This window comes from Curvibacter sp. AEP1-3, assembly GCF_002163715.1.
Taxonomy (GTDB): domain Bacteria; phylum Pseudomonadota; class Gammaproteobacteria; order Burkholderiales; family Burkholderiaceae_C; genus Allorhodoferax.
Genome location: NZ_CP015698.1, coordinates 417926 through 432119 on the forward strand (window position 1 = coordinate 417926; position 14194 = coordinate 432119).

Consider the following 14194-nt stretch of genomic DNA (forward strand, 5'->3'; position numbering starts at 1 on the left):
CGATGAAGTGAATCTTTAGACTGTTTGGGTTGGGCGATCAGATGCCATATGAGCACCCAAAATCTCTTCGATCTTGAGCTTGAGCGCTCTCGACTTTTCGTCCTTGGGAAAAAGAATGCCCACGCCCTGGGTTCTTCCCCCGGCAGCCTTTGCCGGAGTGATCCATGCTACTTTCCCTGCAACAGGGTACCGCTGCATGTCTTCAGGCAAGGACAAAAGCACGTAAACATCGTCACCTAAGTTGTAGTCACGGGTAGTAGGTATGAAAACCCCACCCTCGGTAAACATGGGGATGTACGCAGCGTAGAGTGCAGCCTTTTCCTTGATGGAGAGCTGGATAACGCTGGGCCGGGCGCTGGGGGTAGAGGTGCTGCTCATTTTTTCCTTGGGTCGCCAGAGTTTAGGACGGATTGCGCCTGAGAGACAAGAGCTTCCGCCATCAACCCTGCGTTGAAGGGATGTTCCATGGTTTTCATTGCACCAGCTAACTGTTTGGACCATTGAGCTAGCAACTTGATATCCGTCTTTATGCCTTGCAATGAGGTCTTTGGAAAGAACCGGGGCTCAGCCCCGGAAAACTGAAGCATCAAATCGTGGCACACCTTGTGTGCAGCGTCGATCTGAAGCGCAGCTCCCCAGTCCTTGAAGACAGTCGTCTCTCCTGCCATCAAGGCTTTGGGTATCAGAGGCCAGGCTTCCAGCGCGGAACCTGCACCCGCGATAGCCAAGGCATCGTCTGGCCTGCCGCCTGAAGCCTGAAGTGCCAAAGGAATCACGTCCCGTGAAAGGCCTTGCGCCACCAGCCAATCGCTGGCCTCATCTGGGGATGGCCATTCCATGGTGTGAGCTATACACCGGCTACGAATGGTAGGCAACAACTGATGCGCAGATTCACTGGCCAATACAAACCGCACATCGCCCACCGGCTCTTCCAAGGTCTTCAGCAAGGCATTCGCAGTGATGTGGTTCATATCTTCCGCGGGGAACACCAGCACCACTTTCCCCCTGCCCCTCGCGCTTGTTCGCTGCGCAAACTCTACGGCTTCCCGCATGGCGTCAACACGAATCTCTTTACTCGGTTTGCGTTTCTTGTCGTCGATTTCGGATTGCGCTTTTTCACTGAGCGGCCATAGCAGCTCGAGCATGGTGGTCTCCGGCATCAATACACACAAATCTGCATGGGTGCGCACATCGATGGCATGGCAGCTTCCACAAGTACCGCAGGCGCCACGGGGGCCAGGGGATTCACATAGCCATGCTCTGGCCAAAGCGAGGCCCAGAACGTATTGCCCGAGTCCCGAGGGGCCCTGCAATAGCCACGCATGACCTCGCTGCGTCAAGAGCGAATCCGTCTGACGCTGAATCCAAGGCGCCACAGGATAAGTGTTGCCGTCTGTCATGTGGAGAAGTAGCCACGTTCAGATAATGCAGCCATCACGTCACGTCGGACTTCTGAAGGCGTCTGGTCTGCATCAATTCTTGCAAAACGCGCCGGGTCGGACGTAGCCCGGCGTGCATATCCCTTGGCGACTTGGTCAAAGAACGCCTCCGGCTGCGACTCAAATTTGTCTGGAACCCGGGCGCCAGCCAGTCGAACAGCAGCAACGGCCGGGGGTAAATCGAACCAGATGGTGGTTTGAGGCTTCAAGAGCTCTGCCGGGGAGTTGCCACCGTACGAAGGCAGCTTACCTTGCACCCAATACTCCAGGGTTTCCAACATTTGCCAGTCAAAGCCTCTTCCTGCACCTTGATATGCAAAACTGGCGTCCGAAAAACGGTCGCACAACACGACATCCCCTTTGTGCAGCGCTGGAACGACCACCTTTTGCACATGGTCACGACGCGCTGCAAACACCAGCAGGGCCTCAGTCATGGCGTCCATCGGGTCGTTCAACACCATGTTGCGCAACTGTTCGGCCAAGGGCGTTCCACCCGGTTCCCGGGTCAATGTGACGGTACGGCCTGCATCCAAAAAAGCTTGTCGAACAGCATCAATGTGTGTGGACTTGCCCGCACCATCGATACCTTCAAAACTGATGAATAGTCCTTGCATAGCCGGCAACTCAGCGCCCTCTTTGGTATTTGTCAACTGCCCTATTGTGCTCGCCCAGGGTATTGCTGAACTGGCTACTGCCATCCCCGCGGGCCACGAAATAGAGGGCCTTGGAGCTCTGCGGGTTGACCGCCGCCAGCAATGCCGAGCGGCCAGGAAGCGAAATTGGTGTGGGTGGCAGGCCGTTGCGTGTGTAGGTGTTGTAAGGCGAGTCGGTCTGCAAATCAGTACGACGCAGGTTGCCATCAAACTTGTCACCCAAGCCATAAATTACTGTCGGGTCTGTTTGCAAGCGCATGCCGATCTGCAGGCGGTTGTTGAATACGGCTGAAATCAAGCCTTGGTCTGCAGTGCGACCTGTTTCCTTTTCGATGATGCTCGCCAGTACCAGTGCCTGGTCAGGGCTCTGCAGCGCCAACGAGGGAGTCCTGAGTTTCCATGCCGCTTCCAAGTGTTGATCCATAGAGCGCATGGCCCGCCGCAACACTGCCAGATCACTACTGCCCTTGGAGTAAGTGTAAGTGTCCGGGAAAAAGCGCCCTTCGGGATGTTGACCACTCCTGTCCAAGGCTTCCATCACTGATTCATCAGACATGGTTTTGCTGTCAGGTCGCAGACCTTCGGCCTTGGCTAGTGCCTGTCTGGCTTGGCGGAAGGTCCAGCCCTCCACCAGGGTCACGGAACGTAAGGCTTCATCTCCTTGAACAACCTTTTGCAGCAGAGTCATGGGCGTGGTGCCTTCCGGCAACTCATAGCTGCCCGCCCGGATGCTGCGGGACTTCCCTGAAATCCGGAACCACCAATACAACAGGTCGGGCTGGACCTTGACTCCGGCAGCGGCGACCAAGCGCGCCACGTCTCTGGGGCTGCTACCTGGCTCAATATTCAGGTCCACGCTGGCAGCGCTTTGCGCCAGTGGTGCATGGACCCACGCAAATCCTGCGGCAAACAGGGCAGCTACTGCCAGAACAACCGCAATCAAAAAGCGCACAGCCCTACTCTCTGTCTGGATGAAACGGGGAATCATAATTCAGCCTATGACCAGCCAGAACCTGTTGCCCTCCCCTTCCCTGCCCGACGGTGTCGCGCGTTTGAGTCATTTGGGCGTGATCCGTATCCATGGCGAAGACTCCGCCAAGTTTATTCACGGCCAATTGACGCAAGACTTTGCGCTTCTAGGGCTTAACCAGGCCCGTCTCGCCGCCTTTTGTTCCGCCAAAGGGCGCATGCAGGCATCATTTATTGGCTTCAAAGCCCCCGATGGGGATGTCCTTTTGATTTGCAGCCGGGATCTGCTGCCCACCACCTTGAAGCGACTGTCGATGTTTGTCATGCGTGCCAAGGCCAAGCTCACAGATGCGTCGGACGAACTCGCCCTTTGGGGCCTTGCGGGAAATGCTACAAAAAATATAGCTGCTGGCGCATATCCGGCGTGGGCTAAGTGGGATATTGAGCAGGATTCAGTCATTAACCTCTACCCGGCGGCAACAGTGCACAGGCAGCTAATGATCAGCCCGGTGAGCCGTGCAGCGCCCGAAGGGGCGGAAATGGAATTGCCGGTGTGGCAATGGGGTGAGGTGATGAGCGGAGTCGCCACATTGTCCAACCCGGTCTTTGAGGCATTCGTGCCCCAAATGTTGAATTACGAATCTGTGGGGGGCGTGAGTTTCAAAAAAGGCTGCTACCCGGGTCAAGAGGTGGTGGCGCGTAGCCAGTTCCGCGGCACGTTAAAACGCAGGGCTTTTGTTGCCCGGAGCGCATCCCTTCTCACGGCTGGTCAAGAAATTCTCGCTAACGGTGATGCCGATCAGCCGATTGGTCTCGTAGTCCAGGCTGCGCCTGATCCGCAGGGTGGTTATGTGGCCATCGTGTCGCTTCAGTTGTCGGCTACCGAAGGGCATTTGAGTGCGGCCGATAGCGAAATTCAGCTGCTGCCGCTTCCTTATCCCCTGTTGGAAGACATTTGAACGGTATTCACCCGCTGAATTTTTGTCTAGACGGATGACGTTGCTTGATTAGCCCCCCATAATAGGTGAAGAAAGACAACGCGCCGAAGGGAATCCGTTCGCTTATGTCCACACCGCTCACCAAAGAAGAAGCATTTGCCCGACTGGGATCGATCACCCGTGAGATGCACGAGGCTCTGTCGGTGCTGGGGAATAACCAGCTCCACAACATCGTGGAGGAAATACCGAACGCGCGCGATCGCCTGGCCTATGTCGGAAAAATGACCGAAGACGCCGCCAACAAAGTGTTGACCCTGGTAGAAGTCGCCAAGCCGGCCTGTGATGATCTTTCCGGCCGTGGCAATGAGTTGGGCGAAGCCCTGAACCGGCTGGCTCAGGCTCCCGACCTGAATACGGACAAGGCGCGTGGCATGCTGCTGACATGCGCAAAATTTGCGCATTCCACTGCAGAGTTTTCGGGCAAGCAGGCAGAGGTGCTGAGCGACATCATGATGGCGCAGGACTTTCAGGACTTGTCTGGTCAGGTGATCAAAAAGGTCATCGACATCATCACCCGTACCGAAATGCAGCTGGTGCAGCTGCTGATCGACAGCTCCCCAGAAACAGTCGCTGTGCCGAAGTCCGGCGAGGCTGGAGCTGCGGCCTCTGTGGACACCCATGTACTCGAAGGCCCCCAGACGGCAGAGACTGCGCTCAAGCAGGACGACGTGGACGACCTGCTGGCATCACTGGGTTTTTAGGTTTTCCAGGGCTTCAGGCCAACCGCAATTCCATCGTCTGGTGCGCAATGCCGGCTTCCATGTACTCGGGGCCTTGCCGGACAAATCCTTCCCTGAGGTAAAAGCCCACAGCGCTTACTTGCGCATGCAAGACGATGCCTGTGTCTCCCCGGTCTTTGGAGACGGCCATCAACGCATGCAAAACTTGCCGGGCCAGACCCTGGCCCCGCAATGCTTTTTCGGTGGCCATGCGCCCAATACGGCCCATGCCAGGCTCATGTTCCATGAGACGCCCGCTCGCCACGACCTGGCCCAGTCCGTTCTCAGCTACTGCATGGATGGCGGTAGCGTCCGCCTCATCGCACATGAGCGCTTCATCAATCCCCTGCTCGTCTGCAAACACACGGTGGCGCAGTGGAGCAATCTGCTCCGCCAGCGCCCCCCATGCGCCAGTGTGAGCACGAACAGAAGGCTTGCCCGCTTCATAGTCCGTCATCAAGCGGCGTAGCGCATCGGGAACTGAGCGCGAGGTTTGGGTTGCGGGGTCTGCGAACACGTAAACCAACTCGGCCGTGATCAGCAGCCTCTCGCCCTGAAAAATCGCTCCACTGAAGATGATGGAGCTGGTGCCAATTCGCTCGCAACGCAAGCCCACGTGCAACAGTTCGTCGTAGTGGGCAGAGGCGTGGTATTCCACTGTGGCCTTTTTGACGTAGAGGTCGCCCTCCAGCATCACCATCGCAGCCTCATAAGGTACCGCCAAGGCGCGCCAATAGTCCGCCATGGCAGTGTCCAGATAGGTCAGGTAGTGGGCATTGAACACAATTTTTTGCATGTCCACTTCAGACCAACGCACTCGCAGGGTGTGAAAGAAGCGGAAGTCATTGCGCACAAGGGTCATGGCTGAGCCTCCTCAAGTCAGGTGAAAAGCGGCGCGCAAGGCGCGGGCCGCATCCGCATGGGCCGTCGCGGCCTCGCTGATGGCACGGCCCATTTTGATGAACTCATGAACGACGCCGCGGTAAATCTCCAGGTCCACAGCGACACCCGCCATGCGTAGCCGGTCTGCATATTGCACCCCCTCGTCCACCAGCGGGTCACACTCCGCGAGCCCGATCCAAGCCGGTGCCACTCCGCTCAGGTCTGCCACGAATCCGTCCGCGCGTAAGCCGTCCAGGGGGGCGAAGCGCCAATCATCACGGTCGGCAGGTGTGCGGATGTATTGTTCAAAGAAATAGGTAATGTTTGCTTCATCCAGCACAAAGCCCTTGGCGAATCGCTTGTGGGAGGCCGTGTTCTGGTGGCCGGCGCAGCCCGGATAGAACAAGAGCTGCAATGCCAAAGGCAGCGCATGGTCACGCGCTTCGATGGCACAAGCCGCAGACAAAGTGCCACCTGCACTGTCTCCTCCGATGGCCACTCGTGCTCCGTCCAAGCCCTTGGATGTTCCATGGTGTGCAATCCATTGCAGTGCATCCCAGCTGTCTTCATGGGCGGTGGGAAACTTGAACTCCGGCGCCAGCCGGTAGTCCAGCGACACCACCGCGCAGCCCGCCAGGTGGGCCAATCGGCGGCACAAGCCATCATGGGTGGCTATGTTGCCAACGGTAAAGCCGCCGCCGTGCAAGTACAGCAGCACCGGCAAGGTGTCGTGGGTGGGCGCATAGTGGCGTGCCGGCAATGAGTAGCCATCCCGTGCAGGGATGGTGAAGCCCTCCACACGGGCCAGCTTTTGCACCGGCAGTTCCAGCACATTGGCTGCCGCCGCGTAGGCCGCTTTGGCCTGTGCTGCATTCATCGCGTGCATGGGCACATGGCCGGCGCGGGCGATGCTGTCCACAACTTTCAGGGTGGCCGGCGTGAGCAGCGTGCGCGGGTTGGCGTGGTGGTCAAAATGGTGACTCATGGCAGGCAGAAGAATCGCTACAGTGGGGATTCGTTCAATCCTACACGGCGGCACCATGGCTTTGATCTATTACGTGACCCAGATTCAGTTCGAGTGTGGCGCCATCCGGCTATTACGCAGCGAATGCGAACGCACCGGCATCACCCGCCCATTGATCGTGACCGACGCAGGTGTCAAAGCGGCCGGAGTTCTGCAAAAAGCATTGGATGCCCTGGGCGGCATGCCCGTGGCGGTTTTCGACCAGACCCCCTCCAACCCCACAGAGGCCGCGGTTCGAGCGGCGGCAGCCCTCTACCGCGCGCAGGGCTGCGATGGCCTGATTGCGGTAGGCGGCGGCTCCGCGATCGATTGCGCCAAGGGTGTTGCCATTGCCGCCACGCATGAAGGCCCCCTCACCTACTACGCAACCATCGAGGGCGGCTCCGCACGCATCACCGAGCGGGTCGCTCCCTTGATCGCGGTACCCACCACCAGCGGCACCGGCAGTGAAGTGGCGCGCGGCGCCATCATCATCGTGGATGACCATCGCAAACTCGGCTTTCATAGCTGGCACCTGGTGCCCAAAACCGCGATTTGCGACCCGCAACTCACTTTGGGCCTGCCACCGCGTCTGACGGCGGCCACTGGCATGGACGCCGTCGCGCATTGCATGGAAACCTTCATGGCGGCTGCCTTCAACCCGCCGGCAGATGGCATTGCACTGGATGGTCTGGAGCGTGCTTGGGGACACATTGAGCGCGCCACCACCAACGGTAGTGACGTAGAGGCCCGCACCCAGCTCATGAGTGCCAGCATGCAAGGCGCCATGGCCTTTCAGAAAGGGCTGGGTTGCGTCCACTCCTTGAGCCACAGTCTGGGCGGTGTGGACCCTCGCCTGCACCATGGCACCCTGAATGCCATGTTTTTGCCGGCAGTCATCGCCTTCAATGCAGCAGCTGAATCCGTGCAAAAGGACAAGCGCCTGCAACGCATGGCCCACGCCATGGGTGTGGCTTCCGCCTCAGATTTGGGTGAGGCGGTGAAAGACATGAACGCCCGGTTGGGCTTGCCCACCGGTCTGGCTGCCATGGGCATCACCGAGGACTTGTTCGACCGCATCATCACCGGCGCCCTGGCGGACCACTGCCACAAAACCAATCCCCGTCTTGCGACCGCAGACGATTACCGGCACATGCTCAGCAGCGCGATGTAAATGCTTGTGGGGCCCTCGTGGCCCCCAAGTCAGCGGGCCAGCGCCGCGGCCACGACCGGGCTGAGCCCGCCCATGAATTGCTCGACGGCCTGCGTATAGGCCCCCGCAGTGCCCAGTTCTTTGTTGATTTCCCCGTGGCTCAGGTCATGCCCTGACACCTGTACCCGCACGCCCAGCGTGGTGGCATGGGCACTGAATGCTTTGGCTTGGGCGCAGGAATCTTCGCGCCGGGTGGAACATACCGCCAACATGGGCTTGGCTGAAGCCTGAAGCTGCTGGTAGGGGGATGCGGCTTTCCAGAAATCCGGATCGGTACCGAAGGCCGGGTCATAAAGCTTGAAGTGGCGCTCTTTCATGATGGGGGCCACGTCCAGCGCCGCACTGTCGAGCAACACCGAGCCCAACCAGGGCTGTGCGCCCGCTTGGGGGCCGTAAATGGAAGACGAAGACAGTAAGGCAATCAGATGAGCACCGGCGGAGTGCCCCATCAGTACAAACTGCTTGGGGTCGGCACCCCAGCCCTGCGCTTTGGTCTGTGCACTGGCCAAAGCCCGAGCCACATCGCGCACCTGGTCCAAGGGATCGGCTTCGGGCAACAAGCGGTTGTTCACGGAGATGAACACAAACCCCTTGGCCAGCCAGCGGTTGGCCTTGTTGTCCACCACATTGCTATGGCGCTTGTCGCCCGTACGCCAGCCGCCACCATGCACCATGAAGATCACGGGGGCTGCGGTGCCCGAGGCGGCCTCCGGCAGGTAGATGTCCATCTTCTGCTTGGGGTCGCTGCCGTAGGCCACATCGCGCAGCACTTTGAGTCGGCTATCGCTGACAGCAGTGCCATCCGGGTCTTCCATGGACTCCTCGGCAGCGCCCTTGCCCATGCTCTCGCGCCGCTCCATGATCTGCTGTTTGATGCGGTCCAACAAGGGGCCGGCATGTACGGGCATGGCCTGGGTCAGCAGAAAAACGCCCAGCAAAGTAGCGAGAGCAAGAGGCGGAAAGCGCAGGTTTGTCATAAGGGGTGCACCAGGTTCATGTCGGGCTTGTCCAGCCAGGCGATGAACTCGTCCACCATCTGCTGGCTGGCACGGGTGGCGGCAGTCCACGCCTTGACCCGTGCATCCAGATCATTGCCGTAGTGCGTAAAGTCTGTGCGGTCCGGTAGTTTGCTGTTCGGTAAAGTTTTTACCCAGTCCGGGTTGGGTGCCAGCAGCACCATGGTATCCAGAAACGGGCTGCTGCGGTGCCGCCACTTCAAGCCTTTGTCCAGCCAGCCGGGCACCACGCTCTTCTGGAAATGCGGGTACAGCACAAGCCTTGGGGCATCTATTTGGCCGCTGGCGCCCGTGGAGTGTGCGCGAGCAGCTCCTGAATTGATAGCGCCTTGCATGCTGCCGGCACCCGGGTAGTTCAGGTGCAAGTGGTAGTCGGTGATTCCGCCGTCCCAATAGGCGCCTTTGGGGGCACCCGGAATGTCCTGAATGGCCCGCAGCACAAAGGGAATCGAGCAACTGGCTTGTAGGGCCGGGTTGAAGTTGCCTTCACTCAAGGCTACCTGGCGGGTACGGTAGTCACCGGTAGCAAATGGCAAGGCCGCTGCCCTACCCTCATCTGCCACCGTACTGGAAAACACCACCCGCTCCAGCCAGGCACCCATGGCTTTGCGCCGCACGGTATTGGTCAGGAAGGCGCCGAGGTAGCCCAGTGGCGTGCGCAGCCCGTGCTCGGTGTGCAACACGTGGCGTCCGCGCGAAGTCACGATATGCAGCCGGTAGCGCGGGTGGTTCAGCACCTCGGGAATACGCCCGCCGTAAAACGATTGCAGGCTGCGGCCGAAGGTTTCGCTCACCTGGTCCGCCGTCACCCGCTTCTGGCCAGGTACCAGCTCGTAATGCTGGTGAATGTAGTCGTGCTCCAGCCGTTCAAACGCAGCCACCGGGTTGTCCAGGCAAGCGGTTGCCATGCGCCAGGCACCAATCGACGCACCGACCAAGTCCACTGCCTGGTCCGAGCGAGGCAGCCATTCCCCGAACAAAAAACGGTCCATCGCGCCCAGAATCAGCCCCTTGGGCCCACCGGCGGCACCGGGAATGGTGGCGACATGTTGAGGTTGCAGGCCGTGGGCCGCCAAAGACGCGCGGGCCACCGGGCCCGCACATATTCGAAGTGCTTTCATGATCCAGTCAGGTATGGGCTGCCCAGTCAAAAGGGTCTTGTTGCAGCACCATGTCGATGTTCAGGCCCAGTGCCACACCCACCGCGTCGGGGTAGGTCACGGCCAGGCCTTTGTCGTTCAAGTGGGCTTCCTTGCCGCGTGCCCGCCACGCCGCCAGGTGGATAACGCCGGCCAGGGGCTCGTAGACGTTGTTTTCAAACGGTGCGTATTGGTGCTCGATGGCGTCCACCATGGGCTTGGGGAATTGCCACATGCGGGCATAGCCGGCGCCCACGCTGGCATAGCAGTAGCCCAGCACACTGCGCTCTACAAACGCACGGTTCAGGCCGAGGGCGGGCACTTCGTTGTCCAGCATGGCGCACACCTCGGGCATGGCGAGATGCATGGCGAGTTCGCCTACCGCGTGAATCAGTCCGGTTGTGAAGGCGGCTTGTGGGTTGAGCCTCACCAAGGTGGCCAGCGAGCGCGAGAGCTTGGCCACGTTCAGGCTGTAGTCCCAGAACTGCGGCAAATGAATGCCGGGCACCGCCTTGGGCGAGGCCGCCGCTGCTGCAGCCTGCGCCATGGTCTGCACATGGCTCAAGTCCAGCAGGGCCAGAGCTTCCGATACGGTGCTGATCTTGCCGGATTGCTGGAAGAAGCTGGAGTTCGCGAGCTGCAGCAAACGGGTGGTCAGCGCCGGGTCGGTGCTGATCAGCCGGTTGATTTTGTGGAGGTCTGGCTCCGGGCGTTCCAGTTCGTTCAGCAGCAAGGCGACCACTTTGGGAATGCTGGGCAGGTGGAACTGCTGCTCCAGCAACGCGCTGAGATTCATGACGTGCCTTCCGCAAACTACAAACGATGACCGCTCGATTATGGCCTGCAGAGAGCGCCGCGTGCTGGCAAAGACTCAGCGCTTGAGCTTGGCGAATGCTGCTGCCATGGCGTTACCGGCAGCCGGTGCGCTGTCCTGGTAGCGGCCGACCTGGCGCTCGCCACGGGCAGGGCCCTGGTAGCGGTTATCACCGGCTCTTTGGCCTCCAGCGCCCTTGGCACCTGCGGGAGCAGCTCCTATTTTCATAGTAAGGCCGATGCGCTTGCGGGCCACATCCACTTCCACCACCTGCACTTTGACGATGTCGCCGGTCTTCACGACCTCGCGCGCATCGTTCACAAACTTGTGCGCCAGCTGGCTTACATGCACCAGACCATCCTGGTGCACGCCCAGGTCGATGAAGGCGCCGAACTGGGCCACGTTGCTCACGGTGCCCTCCAGAATCATGCCTTCCTTCAGGTCGGCAATGTCTTCCACGCCGTCGTTGAAGCGCGCCACCTTGAAGTCCGGGCGCGGGTCGCGGCCGGGTTTTTCCAGCTCGGTGAAGATGTCTTTGACGGTGATCACACCAAACTGCTCGTTGGCAAACAGCTCGGGCTTGAGCGTCTTGAGCATGTCGGCCCGACCCATGATCTCGGCGACCGGCTTGCCGGTTTTGGACATGATTTGCTCCACCACCGGGTAGGTTTCGGGGTGCACGCCCGTCATGTCCAGCGGGTTGCTGCCGCCGCGTATGCGCAAAAAGCCTGCGCTTTGCTCAAAGGTTTTGGCACCCAAACCGGTCACCTTCATCAAGTCTTGGCGGCTACCGAAGGCGCCGTTGGACTCGCGCCAGCGCACCACGGCCTTGGCCACGGTGCCTGACAGGCCAGATACACGGCTGAGCAGCGGCACGGAGGCGGTGTTCAGGTCCACACCCACCGAGTTCACGCAGTCTTCGACCACCGCGTCCAGCGTCTTCGCCAGTTCGCTTTGGTTCACATCGTGCTGGTACTGGCCCACACCTATGCTCTTGGGGTCGATCTTCACAAGCTCTGCCAGCGGGTCTTGCAGACGGCGGGCGATGGAGGCCGCGCCGCGCAGGCTCACGTCCACATCGGGCATCTCTTGAGAAGCATATTCGCTGGCGGAGTACACCGAGGCGCCCGCCTCGCTCACCACCACTTTGTCGACCTTGATCTCAGGCGCACCGGCCTGGTCAGCCATCTTGGCCAAGAGTTTGATCAAGTCAGCAGCCAGCTTGTCCGTCTCGCGGCTGGCGGTGCCGTTGCCGATGGCAATCAGGTTCACGCTGTGTTTGGCGCACAGCTTGCCCAAGGTATGCAGCGAGCCTACCCAGTCCTTGCGAGGCTCGTGGGGGAATACGGTGGCCGTGTCCACCAGCTTGCCGGTGGCATCGACCACCGCCACTTTCACACCGGTGCGGATGCCGGGGTCCAGACCCATCACCACACGCGGGCCAGCAGGGGCTGCCAGCAGCAGGTCGCGCAGGTTGTCGGCAAACACCTTGATGGCCACCCTCTCGGCGTCTTCCCGCAGGCGGGCAAACAGGTCGCGCTCGGTGGACAGGCTGAGCTTGACCTTCCAGGTCCAGGCCACGCACTTGCGGATCAAGTCATCGCCGGGGCGGCCCTGATGGATCCAACCCAGCTTGAGCGCCAGGCGGCCTTCCGCCAAAGACACCACCGCTGCAGGCCGTTTTGCTACAGAATTCGTAGCTGCTTGCGCAGATACTGCGGGCGCTACTGCCATATTTGACACAGGTTCCGGCAACACCAGTTTGGCATCCAGGATATCCAGCGAGCGGCCCCGGAACACCGCCAGCGCACGGTGGCTGGGCACGCGGCCAATGGGTTCATCGTAGTCAAAGTAATCGCGGAACTTGGACACGTCGGTGTTGTTCTCGTCCTTGCCGTCCATCAGCTTGGAGCGGAACAAGCCCTCTTGCCACAGCCACTCGCGCAGGTCTTGCACCAGCACTGGGTCTTCCGCCCAGCGCTCGCTCAAGATGTCGCGCACGCCGTCCAGCACTGCCAGCACGGTGGTGAAGTCGTCGCCGGCTTCGGTTTTTTCCTTGAGCACAAAGGCCTGTGCCTCGTCCATGGGCACCAGCTGCGGGTTGGCGTACAGCTTGTCCGCAAGCGGCTCAATGCCGGCTTCGCGGGCAATCATGCCCTTGGTGCGGCGCTTGGGCTTGAAAGGCAGGTAGATGTCTTCCACTTCCTGCTTGGTCGCAGCCGCGTCGATGGCGGCCAACAAGGCGGGTGTGAGCTTGCCTTGTTCTTCAATGCTTTTGACCACCGCTTCTTTGCGGTCGCGCAGCTCGCGGAGGTAGCTCAGGCGGGCCTCCAGCTCGCGCAGCTGGATGTCGTCCAGCCCGTCCGTCACTTCCTTGCGGTAGCGGGCGATGAAGGGCACGGTGGCGCCGCCATCCAACAAGGCCACGGCGGCCTCGACCTGCTGGGGGCGTACACGGATTTCTTGCGCAATTTGCGCGATGATTTTCTGCATTGCGAAAAAAGCCGGTCTGACACCGGCAGGGGAAATCGATCAAGGGCGGGAGTGTGCCACACGCAAGCGCCTTACACTGGCACCATGCGGTGGCACCATATCCTGCGCTTGCGGGTCTATCTCCTAGCGGCAACTCTTGCGGCCGGTATGGCGTTTGCGCAATCCCAAACCGTAACGGTGGGCATGGGCTTGAACAGGCCACCTTACGCGATGGACGGCGGTGCAACCGGCCTGGAAGTCGACATAGCGAGGGAGGCACTCGCCGCGGTAGGGTTGACCATGCGGCCTCAACAATTGCCACCGGCACGCGGACTGATGTTGCAACGGGCCGGCCAACTGGACGTGTTGCTGAGCGTGGATGAAGGCATAGGCGGGGACGGCTTCTTCTCAGAGCCGTATTTGAATTACCAGAACGTCGCCTTGTCCCTGACTGCACGCAAATTGGCCATCCGGCGTATCGAGGACCTTTCGGGCTATTCGGTCGCTGCTTTTCAAAACGCCAGCCTGACGCTGGGCCCGCGTTTCAGTGCAGTCGCCCGGGTGCACGCCAACTACAACGAGTATTCTCAGCAGATCATTCAGACCAACTTGCTGTTCACTGAGCGGGTCGATGTCATCGTGGGGGACCGTCGCATCCTGCACTATTTCAGTAGCCAGCTCGACCCCAAGATTGATGTCAGCAGGCCTGTCACCATCCATCAGGTGTTTCCTGCCACGCCGCGCAAAGCGGTTTTCAAGGATGCCGACTTGCGTGACCGGTTCAACACCGGTCTGAAAACCATCCAAGCCAATGGTGTCTACGACGCAATCTTGAAAAAATACACCAACTTCCCATAAAGGCAGCCGCATTCCGGGT

The 14194-nt window shown here is 60.0% G+C and carries 14 protein-coding genes; 4 read left to right on the top strand and 10 right to left on the bottom strand.

Translation table 11 applies throughout. The features are described 5' to 3' along the window. Positions 1–15: 15 nt before the first annotated feature. From AEP_RS01905 to mltG, 4 genes are read right to left on the bottom strand one after another with little or no spacing between them, the layout of a single operon-like run. Positions 16–378 carry a PilZ domain-containing protein gene (locus AEP_RS01905; protein ID WP_087493824.1) on the bottom strand — a complete coding sequence of 121 codons (363 nt, stop codon included), beginning with the start codon at positions 376–378 and terminating at the stop codon, positions 16–18. Then, complete coding sequence (locus AEP_RS01910) at positions 375–1400, bottom strand: DNA polymerase III subunit delta' (protein ID WP_087493825.1); 1026 nt, start codon at positions 1398–1400, stop codon at positions 375–377. The genes AEP_RS01905 and AEP_RS01910 overlap by 4 nt, the downstream gene beginning before the upstream one ends. Beyond that, a complete protein-coding gene (tmk, locus tag AEP_RS01915; protein WP_087493826.1) occupies positions 1397–2053 on the bottom strand; it encodes a dTMP kinase in 657 nt (218 codons plus the stop codon). Before tmk ends, AEP_RS01910 begins: the two co-directional genes overlap by 4 nt. 10 nt (positions 2054–2063) lie before the next feature. Next, positions 2064–3080 carry an endolytic transglycosylase MltG gene (mltG, locus tag AEP_RS01920; protein ID WP_087493827.1) on the bottom strand — a complete coding sequence of 339 codons (1017 nt, stop codon included), beginning with the start codon at positions 3078–3080 and terminating at the stop codon, positions 2064–2066. 10 nt (positions 3081–3090) lie between these two features. Here mltG and ygfZ point away from each other — a divergent pair, with 10 nt between their 5' ends. Then, complete coding sequence (ygfZ, locus tag AEP_RS01925; protein ID WP_087493828.1) at positions 3091–4020, top strand: CAF17-like 4Fe-4S cluster assembly/insertion protein YgfZ; 930 nt, start codon at positions 3091–3093, stop codon at positions 4018–4020. A gap of 104 nt (positions 4021–4124) precedes the next feature. Continuing rightward, complete coding sequence (locus AEP_RS01930; RefSeq protein WP_087493829.1) at positions 4125–4760, top strand: protein phosphatase CheZ; 636 nt, start codon at positions 4125–4127, stop codon at positions 4758–4760. 13 nt (positions 4761–4773) lie between these two features. Here the strand turns inward: AEP_RS01930 and AEP_RS01935 are convergent, their stop codons facing one another. Further along, positions 4774–5640 carry a YbgC/FadM family acyl-CoA thioesterase gene (locus AEP_RS01935; RefSeq protein ID WP_087493830.1) on the bottom strand — a complete coding sequence of 289 codons (867 nt, stop codon included), beginning with the start codon at positions 5638–5640 and terminating at the stop codon, positions 4774–4776. 12 nt (positions 5641–5652) lie between these two features. Continuing rightward, positions 5653–6645 carry an alpha/beta hydrolase gene (locus AEP_RS01940; RefSeq protein WP_198301882.1) on the bottom strand — a complete coding sequence of 331 codons (993 nt, stop codon included), beginning with the start codon at positions 6643–6645 and terminating at the stop codon, positions 5653–5655. 55 nt (positions 6646–6700) lie between these two features. Here AEP_RS01940 and AEP_RS01945 point away from each other — a divergent pair, with 55 nt between their 5' ends. Beyond that, the gene (locus tag AEP_RS01945; RefSeq protein WP_087493832.1) at positions 6701–7837 is read left to right on the top strand and encodes an iron-containing alcohol dehydrogenase; all 1137 of its coding nucleotides are present in this window, start codon (positions 6701–6703) and stop codon (positions 7835–7837) included. A gap of 29 nt (positions 7838–7866) precedes the next feature. On the opposite strand, the gene AEP_RS01950 is transcribed toward AEP_RS01945, so the two are convergent. The 4 genes from AEP_RS01950 to AEP_RS01965 form a co-directional block, all read right to left on the bottom strand. Beyond that, positions 7867–8853, bottom strand: a complete 987-nt coding sequence (locus AEP_RS01950) for an alpha/beta hydrolase (RefSeq protein WP_232459905.1) — start codon at positions 8851–8853, stop codon at positions 7867–7869. Then, positions 8850–10013, bottom strand: a complete 1164-nt coding sequence (locus AEP_RS01955) for a patatin-like phospholipase family protein (protein ID WP_087493833.1) — start codon at positions 10011–10013, stop codon at positions 8850–8852. Before AEP_RS01955 ends, AEP_RS01950 begins: the two co-directional genes overlap by 4 nt. A 7-nt stretch (positions 10014–10020) precedes the next feature. Then, a complete protein-coding gene (locus AEP_RS01960; RefSeq protein WP_087493834.1) occupies positions 10021–10827 on the bottom strand; it encodes an HDOD domain-containing protein in 807 nt (268 codons plus the stop codon). Between the two features lie 75 nt (positions 10828–10902). Next, entirely contained in the window at positions 10903–13338 is a 2436-nt protein-coding gene (locus AEP_RS01965; protein WP_087493835.1) for a Tex family protein, read from the bottom strand. A gap of 84 nt (positions 13339–13422) precedes the next feature. Here AEP_RS01965 and AEP_RS01970 point away from each other — a divergent pair, with 84 nt between their 5' ends. Next, positions 13423–14175 carry a substrate-binding periplasmic protein gene (locus AEP_RS01970; RefSeq protein WP_157673008.1) on the top strand — a complete coding sequence of 251 codons (753 nt, stop codon included), beginning with the start codon at positions 13423–13425 and terminating at the stop codon, positions 14173–14175. The last annotated feature ends 19 nt before the right edge of the window (positions 14176–14194 follow it).